Source organism: Streptomyces sp. URMC 126 (genome assembly GCF_051386555.1).
In the GTDB taxonomy this organism is placed as follows: domain Bacteria; phylum Actinomycetota; class Actinomycetes; order Streptomycetales; family Streptomycetaceae; genus Streptomyces.
Window position 1 is genome coordinate 1 of the sequence record NZ_JBPQTX010000059.1, and the last position, 17,649, is coordinate 17,649.

The window sequence follows — 17,649 nt, forward strand, 5'->3', positions numbered from 1 at the left end:
GACAGCCCCACAGCACCCCCCACATCTCCTGACCTCTTCGAGGAGCACTCTCTTGTCAACAGAGCCCTCTCGACATCACCGAAACCACTCCCCCATCTCCCCTCACACACGTCCCTTCAGCCGTGCGACGGCCGCGCTCGCCGCGCTGCTCCTCCCGGCCGCGGCCCTCGTCGGCTTCGCGACGCCGGCGAGTTCCGCGGGCACCGCGGCCCACCCGGCGACGGCCACGGCCGGCAAGCCCGTCAAGGCGGCCTCCGCCACCGCGACGTTCGCCAAGACCGGCGACTGGGGCTCCGGCTACCAGGGCCAGTGGACCGTCAAGAACACCGGTACGACCGCCATCGACGGCTGGACCGTCGAGTGGGACCTCCCCTCCGGCACCGGCGTCGGCGCCTACTGGGACGCCCTGATCACCGGCTCGGGCACGCACTACACGGCCAAGAACCGGGAGTACAACGGCTCCATACCGCCCGGCGGCAGCGTCTCCTTCGGATTCGTCGCCACCGGCTCCGGCGCCCCGGACGGCTGCAAGCTCAACGGCGGCGCCTGCGACGGCTCGTCCACCGACACCCCGCCCAGCGCGCCCGGCAAGCCGGAGTCCACCGGCGTCACCGCCACCAGCATCGGGCTGAAGTGGGCCGCCGCCACCGACGCCAAGGGCATCAAGGAGTACGACGTCTATCGCGGCACGTCCAAGGTCGCGACGGTCGCCAAGCTCGCCTACACCGACACCGGCCTGACGGCGGACACCGAGTACTCCTACACCGTGGTGGCCCGCAACCTGGACGGCAAGACGGGCCCCGCGAGCCCCGCCGCCACCTTCCGCACCACGAAGGGCGGTTCGGACCAGCCCCCGTCCGCCCCCGGCACCCCCCAGGCCACCTCGATCACCGACACGTCCGTCGCCCTGAAGTGGGCGGCCGCGACGTCCGACAAGGGCGTCAAGGAGTACGACGTCTACCGCGGCACGTCCAAGGTCGCGACGGTCGCCAAACTGGCGTACACCGACACCGGCCTCCAGCCCGGGACCGACTACACCTACACCGTCGTCGCCCGGGACAGCGCCGGCCAGACCGGCCCGGCCAGCCCGCCGCTGACCGTACGCACCACCGGCGGCGGCACCCAGCCCACCGGCGACATGGTCAAGGCCGGGTACTTCGCCCAGTGGGGCATCTACGGCCGCGGCTACACCGTGAAGTCCCTCGACACCACGGGCGCCGCCGCCAAGCTCACCCACATCAACTACGCCTTCAGCAACATCGATCCGAACAACCTCACCTGCCTCAACGGCGTCACCAAGGCCACCGGCTCCAACCCGCAGGACCCCAACCAGGGCGACGGCGCCGGTGACTCCTGGGCCGACTACGAGAAGGGCTTCAGCTCCGGCGAGTCCGTCAACGGCACCCAGGACAGCTGGGACCAGCCGCTGGCCGGCAACTTCAACCAGCTGAAGCAGCTCAAGGCCAAGCACCCGAAGCTCAAGGTGATGATGTCGATCGGCGGCTGGACGTACAGCAAGTACTTCTCCGACGTCGCCAAGACCGACGCCTCCCGGCAGAAGTTCGTGAAGTCCTGCATCGACATGTACATCAAGGGCAACCTGCCCGTCACCAACGGACGCGGCGGCAACGGCGTCGCGGCCGGGATCTTCGACGGCTTCGACATCGACTGGGAGTGGCCCGGCTCAGAGGGCCACGCCGGCAACCACATCTCCAAGGAGGACAAGGCCAACAACACCCTCCTCTTCGCCGAGTTCCGCCGGCAGCTCGACGCGCAGGGCGCGGCCGACGGCAAGAAGTACCAGCTCACCGCCTTCACCCCGGCCGACCCCGGCAAGATCGAGGCGGGCTGGGACATCACCACCAAGGACGGCACGCCCAGCGTGTTCGACTACATGGACTTCGCCAACGTCCAGGGGTACGACTTCCACGGCGCCGGCAGCGACAACAGCTGGGAGCCCAACCTCACCGGCCACCAGGGCAACCTGTACCCGGACGCCAAGGACCCGTACACCACGAAGTTCAGCGTCGAGAAGACCGTCCAGACCTACCTCGACGCCGGTGTCGACTCCCGCAAGCTCGTCCTCGGCCTGGCCTTCTACGGCCGCGGCTGGCAGCAGGTCGCCGACGGCGGCGTGCACGGCGTCTGGCAGAAGGCCAACGGCGCCGCCCCCGGCCAGTTCCCCGAGGAGTCCGGCACCCGCGGCTACGACAACCTGCTGGCCTCGGTACCGAACCTGAAGATCTACCACGACGAGACGTCGGTGGCGACGTACGGCTACACCGGCGACAACGGGCAGTGGTGGACGTTCGACGACGCCTGGTCGATCGGGAAGAAGACGGCTTGGCTCAAGTCGAAGAAGCTTGGCGGAGCCATGGTCTGGGAGATGTCCGGTGACAGCGGCACACTGATGACCGCCCTGGACAACGGTCTCCGCTGACGCGGTCGGAGGCCCCGGTCCCGCCCTTTCACCGTTTCTTCGGGGCGGGCCCCGGGCCCCCTGAAACCGCGCTCCGCGCGGTTGTCCTCAAACGCCGGACGGGCTGAAAGTGCCACCTCAGGCACAATCCAGCCCGTCCGGCGTTTGAGGACGAGCGGCGAAGCCGCGACAAGCGGGGTCTGGGGCGCAGCCCCAGGAAACGGCGAAAGGGCGGGACCGGGGCACACCCCCCTACGCCACATTCACCCGCTGCCCAGGAGGCGCCGCCTCCAGCCAAGCCAGGAACCCGGTGAGAGCGTCCTCGCTCATGGCCAACTCGAGCAGCGTCCCCCGCAGAGAGCACCGAAGCACGACCGCGTCCGACAACAGGGCCAACTCCTCATCCCCATGAGGAGCGCGCCGCTCCAGAACCTCGATCGCGTCCCGCTCCAGAACCCGCCGCGGGCGATACGCGTACGAGAAGACCCGAAACCACTCGATCCGGTCACCGCTGTACCGCGAGACGCCGTACACCCACCCCTTGCCCTGGGGGTCCGCGGCGGCCGGCTCGGCGACGTCCCAGCGCAGGCTGCAGTCGAAGGTGCCCCCCGACCGCTGGATGAGCCGTCTGCGCAGCCCGAAGACGAAGAGTCCCAGCAGTACCAGCAGAACGACGATGCCGCTCACGAGCAGAGCGAGGACCATCACCACCGACCTCCTCGCATCATCTAGAGCAACCGCACCTGTATTGCCTCAGCCGCGGACCGGCCTGGATTGTTCCAGGCGGTCCGCGGCTGAGGGACGTACTTCAGTGAGGTCGTGGGCTAGTGAGGGCCCGCGACCGCACGCAGCCGGACATCCGCGCGACGCTCGGCGGCGGCGTCGGCCTCAGCCTTGGCCCGCTCCAGAGCCCGCTCCGCACGGGTGACGTCGATCTCGTCCGCCAGCTCGGCGATCTCCGCCAGCAGCGACAGCTTGTCGTCCGCGAACGACAGGAAACCGCCGTGCACCGCGGCGACGACGGTGCCGCCGCCGGCGGTCCTGATGGTCACCGGGCCGGACTCCAGCACACCGAGCAGCGGCTGGTGGCCGGGCATGACGCCGATGTCACCCGATGTGGTACGCGCGATGACCAGAGTGGCCTCGCCGGACCAGACGCTTCGGTCCGCCGCGACCAGCTCGACGTGCAGCTCAGCAGCCAACGTGGCTCCTCGGGTCTCCACCCGCCGGGCGCGGCGGGTGTTGGGTCAAAGAATAGGGGACGTACGGTCCGGGGGCGGGAGTGCCCCGCCCCCGGACCGCGAGCATCACGATGCTCAGGAGACGCCCAGCTCCTTGGCGTTCTTCTTGAGGTCCTCGAGACCACCGCACATGAAGAAGGCCTGCTCGGGGAAGTGGTCGTACTCACCGTCGCAGATCGCGTTGAACGCGGCGATGGACTCGTCCAGCGGAACGTCCGAGCCCTCGACACCGGTGAACTGCTTCGCCGCGTGGGTGTTCTGCGACAGGAAGCGCTCGACGCGACGGGCGCGGTGGACGACCAGCTTGTCCTCTTCGCCCAGCTCGTCGATACCGAGGATCGCGATGATGTCCTGGAGGTCCTTGTACTTCTGCAGGATCCCCTTGACGCGCGAGGCCGTCTCGTAGTGGTCCTGCGAGATGTAGCGCGGGTCCAGGATGCGGGACGTGGAGTCCAGCGGGTCCACGGCCGGGTAGATGCCCTTCTCGGAGATCGGACGGGAGAGCACCGTCGTCGCGTCGAGGTGGGCGAAGGTGGTGGCCGGGGCCGGGTCGGTCAGGTCGTCCGCGGGGACGTAGATCGCCTGCATGGAGGTGATCGAGTGACCGCGGGTCGAGGTGATGCGCTCCTGGAGGAGGCCCATCTCGTCGGCCAGGTTCGGCTGGTAGCCCACCGCGGAGGGCATGCGGCCGAGCAGGGTCGAGACCTCGGAACCGGCCTGGGTGAAGCGGAAGATGTTGTCGATGAAGAACAGCACGTCCTGCTTCTGCACATCGCGGAAGTACTCCGCCATGGTCAGACCGGCCAGCGCGACGCGGAGACGGGTGCCCGGGGGCTCGTCCATCTGGCCGAAGACCAGCGCGGTCTTGTCCAGAACGCCCGACTCTTCCATTTCCTGGATGAGGTCGTTGCCCTCACGGGTGCGCTCACCGACACCGGCGAACACGGAAACACCATCGTGCAGCTTGGCCACACGCATGATCATTTCCTGGATCAGAACGGTCTTGCCGACACCGGCGCCACCGAACAGACCGATCTTGCCGCCCTTGACGTACGGGGTCAGCAGGTCGACGACCTTCAGACCCGTCTCGAACATCTCGGTCTTCGACTCGAGCTGGTCGAACGCCGGGGCCTTGCGGTGGATGGACCAGCGCTCGGTGACCTCGGACTCGGCCTCGGGCTCGTTCAGGATGCGGCCCAGGGTGTTGAACACCCGGCCCTTGGTGACGTCACCGACGGGCACGGTGATGCCGTTGCCGGTGTCGGTCACGGGCGCCTGGCGGACCAGGCCGTCGGTGGGCTCCATGGAGATGGCGCGCACCAGGCCCTCACCGAGGTGCTGCGCGACCTCGAGCGTCAGGGTCTTCTTCTTGCCGGCCTCGGCCGGGTCGAGGACCTCGACGGTCAGGGCGTTGTAGATCTCCGGCATCGCGTCGACGGGGAACTCCACGTCGACGACCGGGCCGATGACCCGGGCGACGCGGCCCGTCGCGGCGGCCGTCTCAACAGTGGTGGTCATTTATCGGTCACTCCCCGCGGTCGCGTCGGCCAGGGCGCTCGCGCCTCCGACGATCTCGCTGATTTCCTGGGTGATTGCGGCCTGTCGGGCCGCGTTGGCAAGCCGGGTCACCGACTTGATGACTTCCTCGGCGTTGTCGGTCGCCGCCTTCATCGCCCGGCGGCGGGCCGCCAGCTCGGAAGCGGCGGACTGCAGCAGGGCGTTGTAGACCCGCGACTCGACGTACCGCGGAAGCAACGCGTCGAGCACGTCCTCCGTGGAGGGCTCGAACTCGTAGAGGGGCGCGATCTTGTCCTTCGCGGCCTCCGCCTCGTCCTCCGACGTCTCCAGCCGCACGGGCAGCAGCCGTCGGTCGACCGGGGACTGCGTCATCATCGACACGAACTCGGTGAAGACGATGTGGAGCTCGTCCACGCCGCCCTCGGCCGTGTCGGTGAGGACCGCCTCGATCAGCGGGTCGGCGACCCGCTTGGCGTCGGCGTAGGTCGGCCGGTCGCTGAAGCCCGTCCACGAGTCCACGACCGGACGCTCGCGGAAGGCGTAGTACGACACGCCCTTGCGGCCCACGATGTAGTGGACGACCTCCTTGCCCTCCGAGCGCAGCCGCTCGGTGAGCACGTCCGCCGCCTTGATGGCGTTGGCCGAGTAGGCGCCGGCCTGACCGCGGTCGGCGGTGACGATCAGCACCGCGGCACGGGCCGGCTGCTCCGCCTCGGTGACGAGCGGGTGCTTGCTGTTCGACCCGCTCGCGACCGCCGTCACCGCACGGGTGAGCTCACTGGCGTACGGAGTGGACGCGTCCACCTGGCGCTGTGCCTTGACGATGCGCGAGGCGGCGATCATCTCCATCGCCTTGGTGATCTTTTTGGTCGCGGAGACGGACTTGATCCGCCTCTTGTAGACCCGCAGCTGGGCACCCATGCTCAGCCCTCGCCCAGCAGCTTGCCGTCCGCGGTCTGGAACTGCTGCTTGAAGGAGGCGATGGCGTCGCCGAGGGCCTGCAGCGTGTCGTCGGACATCTTGCCGCCCTCGACGATGCTGGTCATCAGACCCTTGTGGGCCTGGTGCAGGTAGTCCAGCAGCTCGCGCTCGAAGCGGCGGATGTCCTCGACCGGGACGTCGTCCATCTTGCCCGTGGTGCCGGCCCAGATGGAGACGACCTGGTCCTCGGTGGCGAACGGCGCGTACTGGGTCTGCTTCAGCAGCTCGACCATGCGCTTGCCGCGCTCCAGGGACGCCTTGGAGGCCGCGTCCAGGTCGGAACCGAAGGCGGCGAACGCCTCCAGCTCACGGAACTGGGCGAGGTCCACACGGAGGCGGCCGGACACCTGGCGCATGGCCTTGTGCTGGGCGGAGCCACCGACACGGGAGACCGAGATACCGACGTTCAGGGCCGGGCGCTGACCGGCGTTGAACAGGTCGGACTCCAGGAAGCACTGGCCGTCGGTGATGGAGATGACGTTGGTCGGGATGAACGCCGAGACGTCGTTGGCCTTGGTCTCGACGATCGGGAGACCGGTCATCGAACCGGCGCCCATGTCGTCGGAGAGCTTGGCGCAGCGCTCCAGCAGACGGGAGTGCAGGTAGAAGACGTCACCCGGGTAGGCCTCACGGCCCGGCGGGCGGCGCAGCAGCAGGGAGACGGCACGGTAGGCGTCGGCCTGCTTCGACAGGTCGTCGAAGACGATCAGGACGTGCTTGCCCTGGTACATCCAGTGCTGGCCGATGGCGGAGCCGGTGTACGGCGCGAGGTACTTGAAGCCGGCCGGGTCGGACGCCGGGGCGGCGACGATCGTCGTGTACTCCAGGGCGCCGGCCTCCTCCAGCGCGCCGCGGACGGACGCGATGGTGGAGCCCTTCTGACCGATGGCGACGTAGATGCAGCGGACCTGCTTCTTCGGGTCGCCGGTGCGCCAGTTGGCACGCTGGTTGATGATCGTGTCGATCGCCAGGGCGGTCTTGCCGGTCTGGCGGTCACCGATGATCAGCTGACGCTGACCGCGGCCGATCGGGGTCATGGCGTCGACGGCCTTGTAGCCGGTCTCCATGGGCTCGTGGACCGACTTGCGGACCATGACGCCGGGGGCCTGCAGTTCGAGGGCGCGGCGGCCCTCCGTCTTGATCTCGCCGAGGCCGTCGATCGGGTTGCCCAGCGGGTCGACGACGCGGCCGAGGTAGCCCTCGCCCACACCCACGGAGAGCACCTCGCCGGTGCGCTGCACCGGCTGGCCCTCCTCGATGCCGCTGAACTCGCCGAGGACGATCGCACCGATCTCGCGCTCCTCAAGGTTGAGGGCGAGGCCGAGGGTGCCGTCCTCGAACTTCAGCAGCTCGTTCGCCATGGCCGAGGGAAGACCCTCGACCTTCGCGATGCCGTCGCCGGCAAGGCTGACCGTACCGACCTCCTCGCGCGAGGCCGCGTCCGGCTTGTACGCCTGGACAAAGTTCTCCAGCGCGTCCCGGATCTCCTCCGGCCGGATCGTGAGCTCCGCCATCTGGGTTCCCTGCTCTCCTTGTTGGGCCCGAAGTATTTCTCTCCCGCGGGTGTTGCCCCGCGGGACACCGTCGGCCCAACTCGGGCCGTCAGTCATGCTCTTGAGTTGGTGGCTGGTCAGCCGCCAGCCCGGCCGGCGTCAGCCGGCCAGGTGCCGGCCCGCCTCCGCGAGGCGGTCGGCGATGGTCCCGCTGATGACCTCGTCGCCGATGCGCACCTCGATGCCACCGATGACCTCCGGGTCGACGTCCAGGTTGAGGTGGACGTTCTTCCCGTACAGCCGGGCGAGCGCGTCGCCGAGCCGCTGCTTCTGCCGGTCGTTCAGCGGCACCGCGGAAGTGACCTCCGCGACGACGCGGCCGCGGCGGTCGGCGGCCAGCTTGGAGAGGGCGGTGAGCCCCGCCTCCAGGCTACGGCCTCGCGGCGCGGTGACCAGGCGGACGACGAGCCGCTCGGTGACCGGGTTGGCCCGGCCGCCCAGCAGGCGTCGCAGCAGTTCGGCCTTGGCGGAGCGGTCGGCGACCTTGTCGGTCAGCGCGGCGCGCAGACCGGGGTTGGACTCGACGATCCGGCCGAAGCGGAACACCTCGTCCTCGACGTCGTCCAGCCGGCCGGCCCGCTGGGCGGCGGCCAGGTCGGCCGACGCGGCCAGCTCCTCCAGGGCGTCGACCAGGTCGCGCGAGGACGACCAGCGGGAGCGGACCATGCCGGTCACCAGGTCGGCGCAGTCGGCGCCGACCTGCCCGCCGAGCAGGCGCCCGGCCAGCTCGGCCTTGGCCTCGCCGGGCTGCGCCGGGTCGGTGAGGACCCGGCGCAGCGAGACCTCGCGGTCGAACAGCGCGGTGACGGAGGCAAGGTCCTCGGCCAGCTTCGCGGCGTCGACCGAGGCGCTGTCCGCCAGCGCGTTGAGGTTTTCGCGTGCCGAGGCAAGGGCCTCGCGGCTCGCTCCGTTCATCGCGTGACCTCAGCCTTCGTCGTGTCGGCCGGCTTGGCCTCGAGCGCGTCGAGGAACCGGTCGATGGTGCGCTCCTGTCGGGCGGCGTCCTTCATGGACTCGCCGACGATCCGGTCGGCCAGGTCGATGGCCAGCTTGCCGACGTCCTGGCGGAGCGAGGCCGCGGCGGCCTGACGGTCGGCCTCGACCTGGGCGTGACCGGCGGCGACGATCTCGTCGCGCTGGCGCTCGCCCTCGGTCCGCATCTCGGCGACCATCGCGGCGCCGTGCTCCTGCGCGTCCTGGCGCAGCCGGGCGGCCTCGTTGCGGGCCTCCGCGAGCTGTGCCCGGTAATCGTCGAGGACCTGCTGAGCCTCGTCCTGGGCGGCCTTGGCCTTCTCCAGCCCGCCCTCGATGGCGGCCCGGCGCTCGTCCAGGACCTTGTTCAGGTTCGGGAGGAGCTTCTTGCCGAGGTAGAGGACGACGATGAGGAAGGCCAGCGTGCCGATGACGAGCTCGGGCAGCGGGGGCAGGAACGCGGGTTCCGTCTCCTCCGATGCCAGCTGTACCAGGGCGATCACATCAGTGCCTTTCGTCGCGTAATGAGTGGCCGTCTACGGATCAGCTGTAGACGAAGCCCATGACGAGGCCGATGAGGGCGAGCGCCTCACAGAGGACGAAGCCGAGGATCTGGTTGGCGCGGATCAGGCCGGCCGCCTCGGGCTGACGGGCGAGGGCCTGGGTGCCGTTACCGAAGATGATGCCGACGCCGACGCCGGGGCCGATGGCGGCCAGGCCGTAGCCGACCGACGCGACGTTGCCGACGAGGTTCTCCTTGGCACCGGCGGCGAGGTTGACCATTTCGAGAGCAGCGGACATGCCGTTACTTCCTTCTCTTTCACGGACCGGTGGGGGTTGGCCACCGGACGTCTGGGGGTCTGGGGGTGGGTCTGCTCAGTGGTGCTCGGCGAGAGCGCCCTGAATGTACGAGCAGGCCAGGAGGACGAAGACGTACGCCTGAAGGGCCTGGATGAACATCTCGAAGGCGGTCAGCAGGATGACCATCACGAACGAGACGCCGGCGTAGGCGATGCCGATCCCGTTCAGCAGGTACCAGCTGGCGATCGTGAAGATCAGCAGCAGCACGTGGCCCGCGAACATGTTGGCGAAGAGCCGCACCGCGTGGGTGAAGGGACGGATCAGCAGGTTGGAGAACAGCTCCAGAACCATGACCAGCGGAAGAACCCAGCCGAGGTCCTTGTTGTAGCCGGTGATGTTCTTGATGCCGCCGATGAAGCCGTGTCGCTTGAACGTCAGCGGCACCCAGATCAGGTAGACCAGCAGTGCCAGACCCGCCGGGTAGGCGATGATCGACGTCACCGGGAACTGGGCGACCGGGATGATCGACCAGAGGTTCATCATCCAGATGAAGAAGAACAGCGAGACCATGAGGGGGACGTACTTCTCGCCCTCCTTCTTCCCCAGGGCCTCGTAGACGATCCCCTTGCGGATGAAGTCGTAGCCCGCCTCACCGACCATCTGGAGCTTTCCGGGGACCAGCTTGGCCCGGCCGAAAGCGGCCCAGAGGAACACGATCACGACGACCGAGCTCAGGACGGCCAGCAGCATCGGCTTGTTGACCTCGATACCGCCGACGGTGAACAGCGGCTCGAACACGAAGGAGTGGAGCCCTGGGGTCGGGAAGCCGCACCCGTCGAAGATGTGGCAATCGGTCTCGAAGGCGAGCATTTGGTCAGCACTCACCGCGAGCTCCTTCAGCGTGGCGCATAGGTACGGCAACCTCGTTGTGTCGGCGCGGCAAGCAGCCACGGAACGGCACTGGACTGGTCTTACGGTTAGGGGTGCGGCAGGTCGGCCGGCGGCCGGGAGCCATCGCGGGCATCAGCTGCGCGGACCGCCGGTTCGCTCCCGCCGGAAGCGGGGCTTCGGCCGTCTGCGTCCGCTGCACCTCAGATGGCACCGGACGATAGCAGGTGAGCACATGGACGCTTATCCCGGCCCTACCTGTCATGACGGAGACTCCGCCGGCGCGGGCTTCTTCGCGTCGGCGGCGGCCTCCGGATCGACGTACAGGATCTTCATCTTCAGGTGGGCGCGCAGCTGTGCGGCGACCCACACCAGGGTCGCGGCGAGCACGGAGAAGGCGAAGGCCTTGAAGCTGAAGAGCGTCGTGCCCTTCAGGACGCCGAGGAGAATCACGATCACCAGGCACTGCGCGGCGTAGAGCGCGAGGCCCATCATCTGGAAGATCTGCGGCCACTGCCGGGCGGTCCGCTGGAGCAGATACAGCCCCAGGGACATGCTGGCCAGCGCCAAGAGCATGCCCACCGCGGCCCCGATGGCCCCCTTGCCGCCCGCGACGGCGAAACCGACGCCGACGGCGACGAGTCCCGCGACTGCGGTCGGGACGGCGCACTGAAGTAGCGTTCGGGCGTCGTTGGCCTGCATGAAGGGTCTCTCCGGCGGAGTCGGAAGCAACGATTCGTCGGGGACGAGGGTATCCCGGGGTGTGGGCGCGACCTCGCGACGAAGGAACCGCCGGGGGGCGCTCCACTACGGTCCTTCGGCTCTGCCACGGGTTTCGTGAACGGTATCACAAACTATTTGATGAGGTCTTTACCTATATCGTGTGCCGCCTGTCACACGCAAGAGTCAAGCCGCCCGTCGTAATGCTGACGAGCGGCTTGTTCTCTGCTAATGCCCTGGGCTCCGGTGAGGCTCCCCGGCCCGGTCAGCGGTGGCCGCTGATGTCCCGCGCGTGACGGAACCGCGAACGGTCCCCCACGGCCGTCGCGCCGTGCAGCCCGGCCGGGACCGGCTCCTGCTCCTCGACGGGCGCCTCGCCCGGCACCGCGCGCTCCGCCGGGCCCTCCGTCCGCTCGTCCGCCGCTACGGGGGTGCGGCGACGGCGGTAGCGGGGCGGCACCAGGCGCTCGGCCCACCGGGGCGCCCGCGGCCGGAAGCGCGGCATCAACAGCAGCACCAGGCCCACTGCGCTCAGCGCGACGATGAGCAGCAGGACGCCGCCCGCCGAGTTCACCGAGTACGCCACCGTGCCGAAGGCGATCAGCGCCGACCAGAAGTACATGATCAGCACAGCCCGGCTGTGCGAGTGGCCGATCTCCAGCAGCCGGTGGTGCAGATGGCCGCGGTCGGCCGCGAACGGCGACTGGCCGTTCCACGTCCGGCGCACGATCGCCAGCAGCAGGTCGGCCACCGGCACCGCGATGATCGTCAGCGGCAGCAGCAGCGGGATGTAGATCGGCACCGTGGCCTGGACGGTCGCCTTCTCCGAACCGGTGAAGGAGCCCAGCAGGTCGGGGTCGACCTGGCCGGTGATGGAGATCGCCCCGGCGGCCAGCACCAGCCCGATGAGCATCGAGCCGGAGTCGCCCATGAAGATCCGGGCGGGGTGCATGTTGTGCGGCAGGAAGCCCAGGCACATGCCCATCAGGACGGCCGCGAACAGCGTCGCCGGGGCCGCCGCCTCCACGTTGTGCCCGTACCAGAGCCGGTACGCGTAGAGGAAGAACGCCGCCGCCGCCAGGCAGACCATGCCCGAGGCGAGGCCGTCGAGGCCGTCGACGAAGTTCACGGCGTTGATGGTGATCACGACGAGGGCGACGGTCAGCAGGGTGCCCTGCATGGGTGTCAGCGCGACCGTGCCGACACCGGGCACCGGCAGCCAGAGGATCGTGAGTCCCTGGAGCACCATCACACCCGCGGCGATCATCTGCCCGCCGAGCTTCACCAGGGCGTCCACGCCCCACTTGTCGTCCAGCACCCCGAGCAGCCAGATCAGCCCGGCGCCCGAGAGCAGCGCGCGCGGCTCGTTCGAGGTCTCGAAGACGTGCTTGAGGCTCGACAGGTGCGAGGCCACCAGCAGCCCCGCGCAGAGCCCGCCGAACATGGCGATCCCGCCCAGCCGCGGCGTCGGTTCGCGGTGGACGTCACGCGCCCGGATCTCCGGCATCGCGCCCGCCGCGATGGCGAACTTCCGCACCGGACCCGTGAGCAGGTAGGTGACCGCCACGGTGACGCAGAGCGTCAGCAGGTATTCACGCACGGGCTGCCCCAGGGATTTCGCCGGCCATCACAGCCCCACACCATATTCGCGTCCGGACCGGATCCGTGAATGCGGTTGAAGACGTTCACCACCCCCTGCTGGTTGCGAGCGCTCGCTAAACGATCACGCCAGCGCAGGATACGGCGGAAACGCGAGCGCCAGTTCCGCGACCGCCTCCCGGAGCCGCGCCGCCTCCCCCTCGCCGCGCAGCGCCGCGCCCACGAGCGCCGCCACCCGCGCCATCTCCGGCTCCCGCATCCCCTGGGTGGTGACCGCCGCCGTACCCAGCCGCAGTCCGCGGGCGGCGCCGTGGCCCAGTCCGCAGACGTCCAGGACGATCCCGGCCGCCGCCAGTCGGCCGCGCGCCCGGACACCGTCCAGCCCGAGTCCCGTCACGTCCGCGACGATCAGGTGGGTGTCGGTGCCACCGGTGGCGACGGCCAGCCCCTGCCCGGCCAGCCCGGCGGCGAGCGCCCGGGCGTTGGCCACCACCTGCCGGACGTACGTCGCGAACTCCGGCGCCGCGGCCTCCCCGAAGGCGACGGCCTTCGCGGCCACGGTGTGCATCTGGGCGCCGCCCTGCGTGAACGGGAACACCGCCCGATCGATCCGGCCGCCGAGCCGCCCGCCGCACAGCAGCATCCCGCCGCGCGGCCCGCGCAGCACCTTGTGCGTGGTGGCGCACACCACGTCCGCGTACGGGACGGGGCTCGGCGCCGCTCCCCCGGCGACCAGGCCGATGGGGTGCGCCGCGTCCACGATCAGCAGCGCGTCCACCTCGTCGGCGATCTCCCGGAAGAGGGCGTAGTCCGGGTGGCGCGGGTACGCGGTGGAGCCGCAGACGATCGCCCGCGGCCGGCGGGCGCGCGCGAGATCCCGCACCCGGTCGTAGTCGATGAGCCCGGTGTCCGCGCGGACCCCGTACCCGGTGAAGTCGAACCACCGCCCCGAGAAGTTCGCCAGCGCCCCGTGGGTGAGGTGCCCACCCTCCCGCGGGCCCATGGCCAGCACCCGGTCCCCCGGGGCCAGCAGCGCCGCGTACGCGGCCAGCACGGCCGCCGATCCCGAGTGCGGCTGCACGTTCGCGTGCTCCGCCCCGAACAGCGCCCTCGCCCGCTCCAGGGCCACCCGCTCGGCCATGTCCACGACCTCGCAGCCGCCGTGGTGGCGGGCGCCCGGGTAGCCCTCGGCGTACTTGTTCACCAGCGGCGACCCGAGTGCTTCCAGCACGGCGGGGGAGGCGAAGTTCTCCGCGGCGATCAGCTGGAGCCCCGCGGACTGCCGTCTCGTCTCGGCGAGGATGATGCCGGCGATCTCGGGATCCTGACGCGTGAGCGCGTCGGCCGCTGCTTCGGTGACGGGCATCGCGGGCTCCGTGCGGTGGGGGTGAGCACTGTGCTCACTCCCAATGTAGGCCCGGCGCGGGGCGGGTGCAGGGTGCCCTCTGGGGCCGCGCCCCAGACCCTCAAACGCCGGACGGGCTGATGCAGCCCGTCCGGCGCTTGAGGACAACCGCGCGCAGCGCGGTTTCGGGGGTGCGGGGGCGCAGCCCCTGCAAGAAACGGTGAAAGGGCGGGACAGGGGCCCCTCAAACAGCCGGCACCCCGGTCAGAGCGGTCACCACCGGATCCAGCGCCAGCTGAATCTCCTCGCCGATCGAGCGGAAGAACGTGATCGGCGCCCCATACGGATCGTGCACCTCATCCGCCTCCGCGTCGGGCGCGAGCAACCACCCCCGCAGCGCCGCAGCGGCCTGCACCAGCGCCCGAGCGCGCTCGACGACCCCCCCCGGCGTCGTCGGGCCGGGGAAGGGTCGCGGGATCAATCGCCCGCACCAGCCGCGTGAACTCCTTCAACGTAAAGGTGCGCAGCCCCGCCGAATGCCCCATCGAGATGACCTGAGCCCGGTGATCACGCGTAGCGGTGAGCACCAGATCCGCCCGGATGACGTGCTCGTCCAGCAGCTCCCGCCCGGTGAACCCGTGCGGATCCGCGCCGAAGTCGGTCAGCACGGTCGCGGCGTGGGCCTCCATGGGGGCGCCCTCGTGCCCCCAGGTGCCGGCGCTCTCCACCACCAGTCCGCCCGCGTCCGGGTCGCCGAGGCGCTCGGAGAGGGCATGGCGGGTCAGCCGCTCGGTGATGGGCGAGCGGCAGACGTTGCCGGTGCTGACGTGGAGGATGCGGAAGGTGTCGGTGCTCGTCTCCGGTCCCGCTATGCCACGCCCCTGCGGGGCGATCAATTCGCCACCTCGAGGTCGGGTACCACCTCGCGGAGCTGCTCGGCGCTGATGGCGCCGGCCCGCAGCAGCACCGGCACCTTGCCGGTGACGTCCACGATCGAGGACGGCACGTCCGCGGGCGTGGGGCCGCCGTCGAGGTAGACGGAGACGGAGTCGCCGAGCATCTCCTGGGCGGCGTCGCAGGTCTGCGGCGCCGGGTGGCCGGTGAGGTTGGCGCTGGAGACGGCCATCGGGCCGAACTCGGTGAGCAGTTCGATGGCGACCGGGTGCAGCGGCATCCGCACCGCGACCGTGCCGCGGGTCTCGCCGAGGTCCCAGGTCAGCGACGGCTGGTGGGTGGCGACGAGGGTGAGCGCGCCGGGCCAGAAGGCGTCGACGAGCTCCCACGCCTGCTCGGAGAAGTCGGTGACGAGCCCGTGCAGGGTGTTCGGCGAGCCGACGAGGACCGGCGAGGGCATGCCCCGGCCGCGGCCCTTGGCCTGGAGGAGGTCGCCGACGGCGTCCCGGCTGAAGGCGTCCGCACCGATGCCGTACACGGTGTCGGTGGGCAGCACGACCAGCTCGCCGCGGCGGACCGCGGCGGTCGCCTCACGCAGACCGGTCTTGCGGTCCGTCGCGTCGCCACAGTCGTATCGCCGAGCCATTGAGCCAACCTCCTCGTACGGGGCAGATGTCTGGGGTGCCGTGACGGTCACGGCAGGGCCTTCCGGGCCGTGGCGAACCGGGGCCGGTTGTTGAGGTCGGGGTGGTCGGCCGCGTCGGCCCAGCCCCGCTCCTCGGTGAAGATCCACGGCACTTGGCCGCCCTGGGTGTCGGCGTGCTCGATGACGACGACGCCGCCGGGGCGCAGCAGCCGATGCGCGGTGCGCTCCAGGCCGCGGATGGTGTCGAGGCCGTCCTCGCCCGAGAACAGGGCGAGCTGCGGGTCGTGGTCGCGGGCCTCGGGGGCGACGTACTCCCACTCGGTCAGCGGGATGTACGGCGGGTTGCTGATGACCAGGTCGACCTGGCCGTCGAGCTCGGGGAGCGCGTCGAGCGCGTTCCCGTGGTGCAGCTGGACGCGCGAGCCCTCGACGTTCTTGCGCGCCCAGGACAGGGCGCCCTCGTCGAGCTCGACGGCGTGCACGCGGGACCGCGGGACCTCCTGGGCGAGCGCCAGGGCGATGGCGCCGGAGCCGGTGCACAGGTCGACGATGAGCGGCTCGACGACGTCCATGGCGCGGACCGCGTCTATGGCCCAGCCGACGACCGACTCGGTCTCCGGCCGGGGGACGAAGACGCCGGGGCCGACCTGGAGCTCCAGGTAGCGGAAGAAGGCGCGCCCGGTGATGTGCTGGAGGGGTTCGCGGGCCTCGCGGCGGGCGACGGCCTCCCAGTAGCGGGCGTCGAAGTCCGCGTCGGCGACCAGGTGCAGCTCACCCCGTTTGACGCCGTGCACGAAGGCCGCGAGCTCCTCCGCGTCGAAGCGCGGGGAGGGTACGCCGGCGTCGGCCAGCCGCTGGGTGGCCTGCGCCACCTCGGCGAGCAGCAGGTTCACTGGACCTTCCTCCTGTTGCGCTCCATGACCGGGTTCCGTACGCGGTCTCTACTGTGCGGCAGCCAGCTTGGCCGCCGAGTCGGCGTCGACGCACGCCTGGATCACGGCGTCCAGCTCTCCGTCGAGCACCTGGTCCAAGTTGTACGCCTTGAAGCCGACCCGGTGGTCCGAGATCCGGTTTTCCGGATAGTTGTAGGTCCGGATCTTCTCGGAGCGGTCGACGGTGCGCACCTGGCTGCGGCGCGCGTCCGCGGCCTCGGCCTCGGCCTTCTCCTGCGCCGCGGCGAGCAGCCGGGAGCGGAGGATGCGCAGGGCCTGCTCCTTGTTCTGGAGCTGGCTCTTCTCGTTCTGGCAGGAGGCCACGACGCCGGTCGGCAGGTGCGTGATGCGGACGGCCGAGTCGGTGGTGTTGACGGACTGGCCGCCGGGGCCGGACGAGCGGTAGACGTCGATCCGCAGGTCGTTGGGGTTGATCTCGACGTCGATCTCCTCGGCCTCGGGCGTGACGAGCACGCCGGCGGCGGAGGTGTGGATGCGGCCCTGGGACTCGGTGGCCGGCACGCGCTGGACGCGGTGCACGCCGCCCTCGTACTTCAGCCGGGCCCAGACGCCCTGGCCGGGCTCGGTGGCGCCGTTGCCGCCCTTGGTCTTGACGGCGACCTGGACGTCCTTGTAGCCGCCGAGCTCGGACTCCGTGGAGTCGATGATCTCGGTCTTCCAGCCCACGCGCTCGGCGTAGCGCAGGTACATGCGCAGCAGGTCGCCCGCGAACAGCGCGGACTCGTCGCCGCCGGCGCCCGCCTTGATCTCCAGGATGACGTCCTTGTCGTCGCTGGGGTCGCGCGGGACGAGCAGCAGGCGGAGCTTCTCGGTGAGCTCCTCGCGCCGCTTCTCCAGCTCCTTGACCTCGGCGGCGAAGTCGGGGTCGTCGGCCGCGAACTCGCGGGCCGTTTCGATGTCGTCGGCGGTCTGCTTCCAGGAGCGGTACGTGCCGACGATCGGGGTCAGCTCTGCGTAGCGCTTGTTGAGCTTGCGGGCGTTGGCCTGGTCCGCGTGGACGGCGGGGTCGGCGAGCCGCTTCTCGAGGTCGGCGTGCTCACCGATCAGTTCCTCGACTGCCTCGAACATCAAGATTCCCTAAGCGAAGGTGAACGGACCTGCTGGAAGTGACGGGGCCTG

General features: G+C 70.0%; 16 protein-coding genes and 1 pseudogene. 1 reads left to right on the plus strand and 16 read right to left on the minus strand.

The genetic code is table 11. The features are described from left to right. Window positions 1-52 precede the first annotated feature (52 nt). Window positions 53-2,440 (plus strand): glycoside hydrolase family 18 chitinase, encoded by a 2,388-nt coding sequence (locus tag ACSNOK_RS10200; protein ID WP_436780286.1) that lies wholly within the window; start codon window positions 53-55, stop codon window positions 2,438-2,440. A gap of 231 nt (window positions 2,441-2,671) precedes the next feature. On the opposite strand, the gene ACSNOK_RS10205 is transcribed toward ACSNOK_RS10200, so the two are convergent. From ACSNOK_RS10205 to prfA, 16 genes and pseudogenes are all read right to left on the minus strand, one after another. Next, window positions 2,672-3,130, minus strand: a complete 459-nt coding sequence (locus ACSNOK_RS10205) for a DUF2550 domain-containing protein (protein WP_436780287.1) — start codon at window positions 3,128-3,130, stop codon at window positions 2,672-2,674. A gap of 113 nt (window positions 3,131-3,243) precedes the next feature. Continuing rightward, window positions 3,244-3,621 carry a F0F1 ATP synthase subunit epsilon gene (locus ACSNOK_RS10210; RefSeq protein ID WP_436780288.1) on the minus strand — a complete coding sequence of 126 codons (378 nt, stop codon included), beginning with the start codon at window positions 3,619-3,621 and terminating at the stop codon, window positions 3,244-3,246. 114 nt (window positions 3,622-3,735) lie between these two features. Continuing rightward, window positions 3,736-5,178: a F0F1 ATP synthase subunit beta gene (atpD, locus tag ACSNOK_RS10215; RefSeq protein ID WP_436780289.1), complete on the minus strand. Its 1,443-nt coding sequence runs from the start codon at window positions 5,176-5,178 to the stop codon at window positions 3,736-3,738. Beyond that, complete coding sequence (locus ACSNOK_RS10220) at window positions 5,179-6,099, minus strand: F0F1 ATP synthase subunit gamma (RefSeq protein WP_436780290.1); 921 nt, start codon at window positions 6,097-6,099, stop codon at window positions 5,179-5,181. It lies immediately after the preceding gene. A 2-nt stretch (window positions 6,100-6,101) separates the two neighbouring features. Continuing rightward, window positions 6,102-7,673, minus strand: a complete 1,572-nt coding sequence (atpA, locus tag ACSNOK_RS10225; protein WP_436780291.1) for a F0F1 ATP synthase subunit alpha — start codon at window positions 7,671-7,673, stop codon at window positions 6,102-6,104. 138 nt (window positions 7,674-7,811) lie between these two features. Beyond that, window positions 7,812-8,627 (minus strand): F0F1 ATP synthase subunit delta, encoded by an 816-nt coding sequence (locus ACSNOK_RS10230; RefSeq protein WP_436780292.1) that lies wholly within the window; start codon window positions 8,625-8,627, stop codon window positions 7,812-7,814. Beyond that, on the minus strand, window positions 8,624-9,187 hold the full coding sequence (locus ACSNOK_RS10235) for a F0F1 ATP synthase subunit B (protein WP_436780293.1): 564 nt from the start codon (window positions 9,185-9,187) through the stop codon (window positions 8,624-8,626). The genes ACSNOK_RS10230 and ACSNOK_RS10235 overlap by 4 nt, the downstream gene beginning before the upstream one ends. A gap of 40 nt (window positions 9,188-9,227) precedes the next feature. Beyond that, a complete protein-coding gene (locus ACSNOK_RS10240) occupies window positions 9,228-9,485 on the minus strand; it encodes a F0F1 ATP synthase subunit C (protein WP_171168675.1) in 258 nt (85 codons plus the stop codon). A gap of 75 nt (window positions 9,486-9,560) precedes the next feature. Continuing rightward, window positions 9,561-10,355 carry a F0F1 ATP synthase subunit A gene (gene atpB, locus ACSNOK_RS10245; protein ID WP_223768385.1) on the minus strand — a complete coding sequence of 265 codons (795 nt, stop codon included), beginning with the start codon at window positions 10,353-10,355 and terminating at the stop codon, window positions 9,561-9,563. A 279-nt stretch (window positions 10,356-10,634) separates the two neighbouring features. Beyond that, the gene (locus tag ACSNOK_RS10250; protein WP_436780294.1) at window positions 10,635-11,075 is read right to left on the minus strand and encodes a hypothetical protein; all 441 of its coding nucleotides are present in this window, start codon (window positions 11,073-11,075) and stop codon (window positions 10,635-10,637) included. A gap of 283 nt (window positions 11,076-11,358) precedes the next feature. Beyond that, on the minus strand, window positions 11,359-12,693 hold the full coding sequence (locus tag ACSNOK_RS10255; RefSeq protein ID WP_436780295.1) for an MraY family glycosyltransferase: 1,335 nt from the start codon (window positions 12,691-12,693) through the stop codon (window positions 11,359-11,361). A gap of 123 nt (window positions 12,694-12,816) precedes the next feature. Next, window positions 12,817-14,058: a serine hydroxymethyltransferase gene (gene glyA / locus ACSNOK_RS10260; protein WP_436780296.1), complete on the minus strand. Its 1,242-nt coding sequence runs from the start codon at window positions 14,056-14,058 to the stop codon at window positions 12,817-12,819. Window positions 14,059-14,281: 223 nt separating this feature from the next. Then, window positions 14,282-14,933 (minus strand): annotated as a pseudogene (locus ACSNOK_RS10265) (protein-tyrosine-phosphatase). Continuing rightward, window positions 14,930-15,577 (minus strand): L-threonylcarbamoyladenylate synthase, encoded by a 648-nt coding sequence (locus ACSNOK_RS10270; RefSeq protein ID WP_436780297.1) that lies wholly within the window; start codon window positions 15,575-15,577, stop codon window positions 14,930-14,932. The pseudogene ACSNOK_RS10265 and the gene ACSNOK_RS10270 overlap by 4 nt, the downstream one beginning before the upstream one ends. Window positions 15,578-15,624: 47 nt before the next feature. Next, window positions 15,625-16,470 carry a peptide chain release factor N(5)-glutamine methyltransferase gene (prmC, locus tag ACSNOK_RS10275; RefSeq protein WP_004953292.1) on the minus strand — a complete coding sequence of 282 codons (846 nt, stop codon included), beginning with the start codon at window positions 16,468-16,470 and terminating at the stop codon, window positions 15,625-15,627. Between the two features lie 48 nt (window positions 16,471-16,518). Next, window positions 16,519-17,598, minus strand: a complete 1,080-nt coding sequence (prfA, locus tag ACSNOK_RS10280; RefSeq protein ID WP_436780298.1) for a peptide chain release factor 1 — start codon at window positions 17,596-17,598, stop codon at window positions 16,519-16,521. Window positions 17,599-17,649: the final 51 nt, after the last annotated feature.

Bases quoted from the DNA above. Each gene is read 5' to 3' on its own strand.
- atpD (WP_436780289.1), bottom strand. From the start codon at position 5,178: ATGACCACCACTGTTGAGACGGCCGCCGCGACGGGCCGCGTCGCCCGG.
- ACSNOK_RS10220 (WP_436780290.1), bottom strand. From the start codon at position 6,099: ATGGGTGCCCAGCTGCGGGTCTACAAGAGGCGGATCAAGTCCGTCTCC.
- atpA (WP_436780291.1), bottom strand. From the start codon at position 7,673: ATGGCGGAGCTCACGATCCGGCCGGAGGAGATCCGGGACGCGCTGGAG.
- ACSNOK_RS10230 (WP_436780292.1), bottom strand. From the start codon at position 8,627: ATGAACGGAGCGAGCCGCGAGGCCCTTGCCTCGGCACGCGAAAACCTC.
- ACSNOK_RS10240 (WP_171168675.1), bottom strand. From the start codon at position 9,485: ATGTCCGCTGCTCTCGAAATGGTCAACCTCGCCGCCGGTGCCAAGGAG.
- atpB (WP_223768385.1), bottom strand. From the start codon at position 10,355: ATGCTCGCCTTCGAGACCGATTGCCACATCTTCGACGGGTGCGGCTTC.
- ACSNOK_RS10250 (WP_436780294.1), bottom strand. From the start codon at position 11,075: ATGCAGGCCAACGACGCCCGAACGCTACTTCAGTGCGCCGTCCCGACC.
- glyA (WP_436780296.1), bottom strand. From the start codon at position 14,058: ATGCCCGTCACCGAAGCAGCGGCCGACGCGCTCACGCGTCAGGATCCC.
- ACSNOK_RS10270 (WP_436780297.1), bottom strand. From the start codon at position 15,577: ATGGCTCGGCGATACGACTGTGGCGACGCGACGGACCGCAAGACCGGT.
- prfA (WP_436780298.1), bottom strand. From the start codon at position 17,598: ATGTTCGAGGCAGTCGAGGAACTGATCGGTGAGCACGCCGACCTCGAG.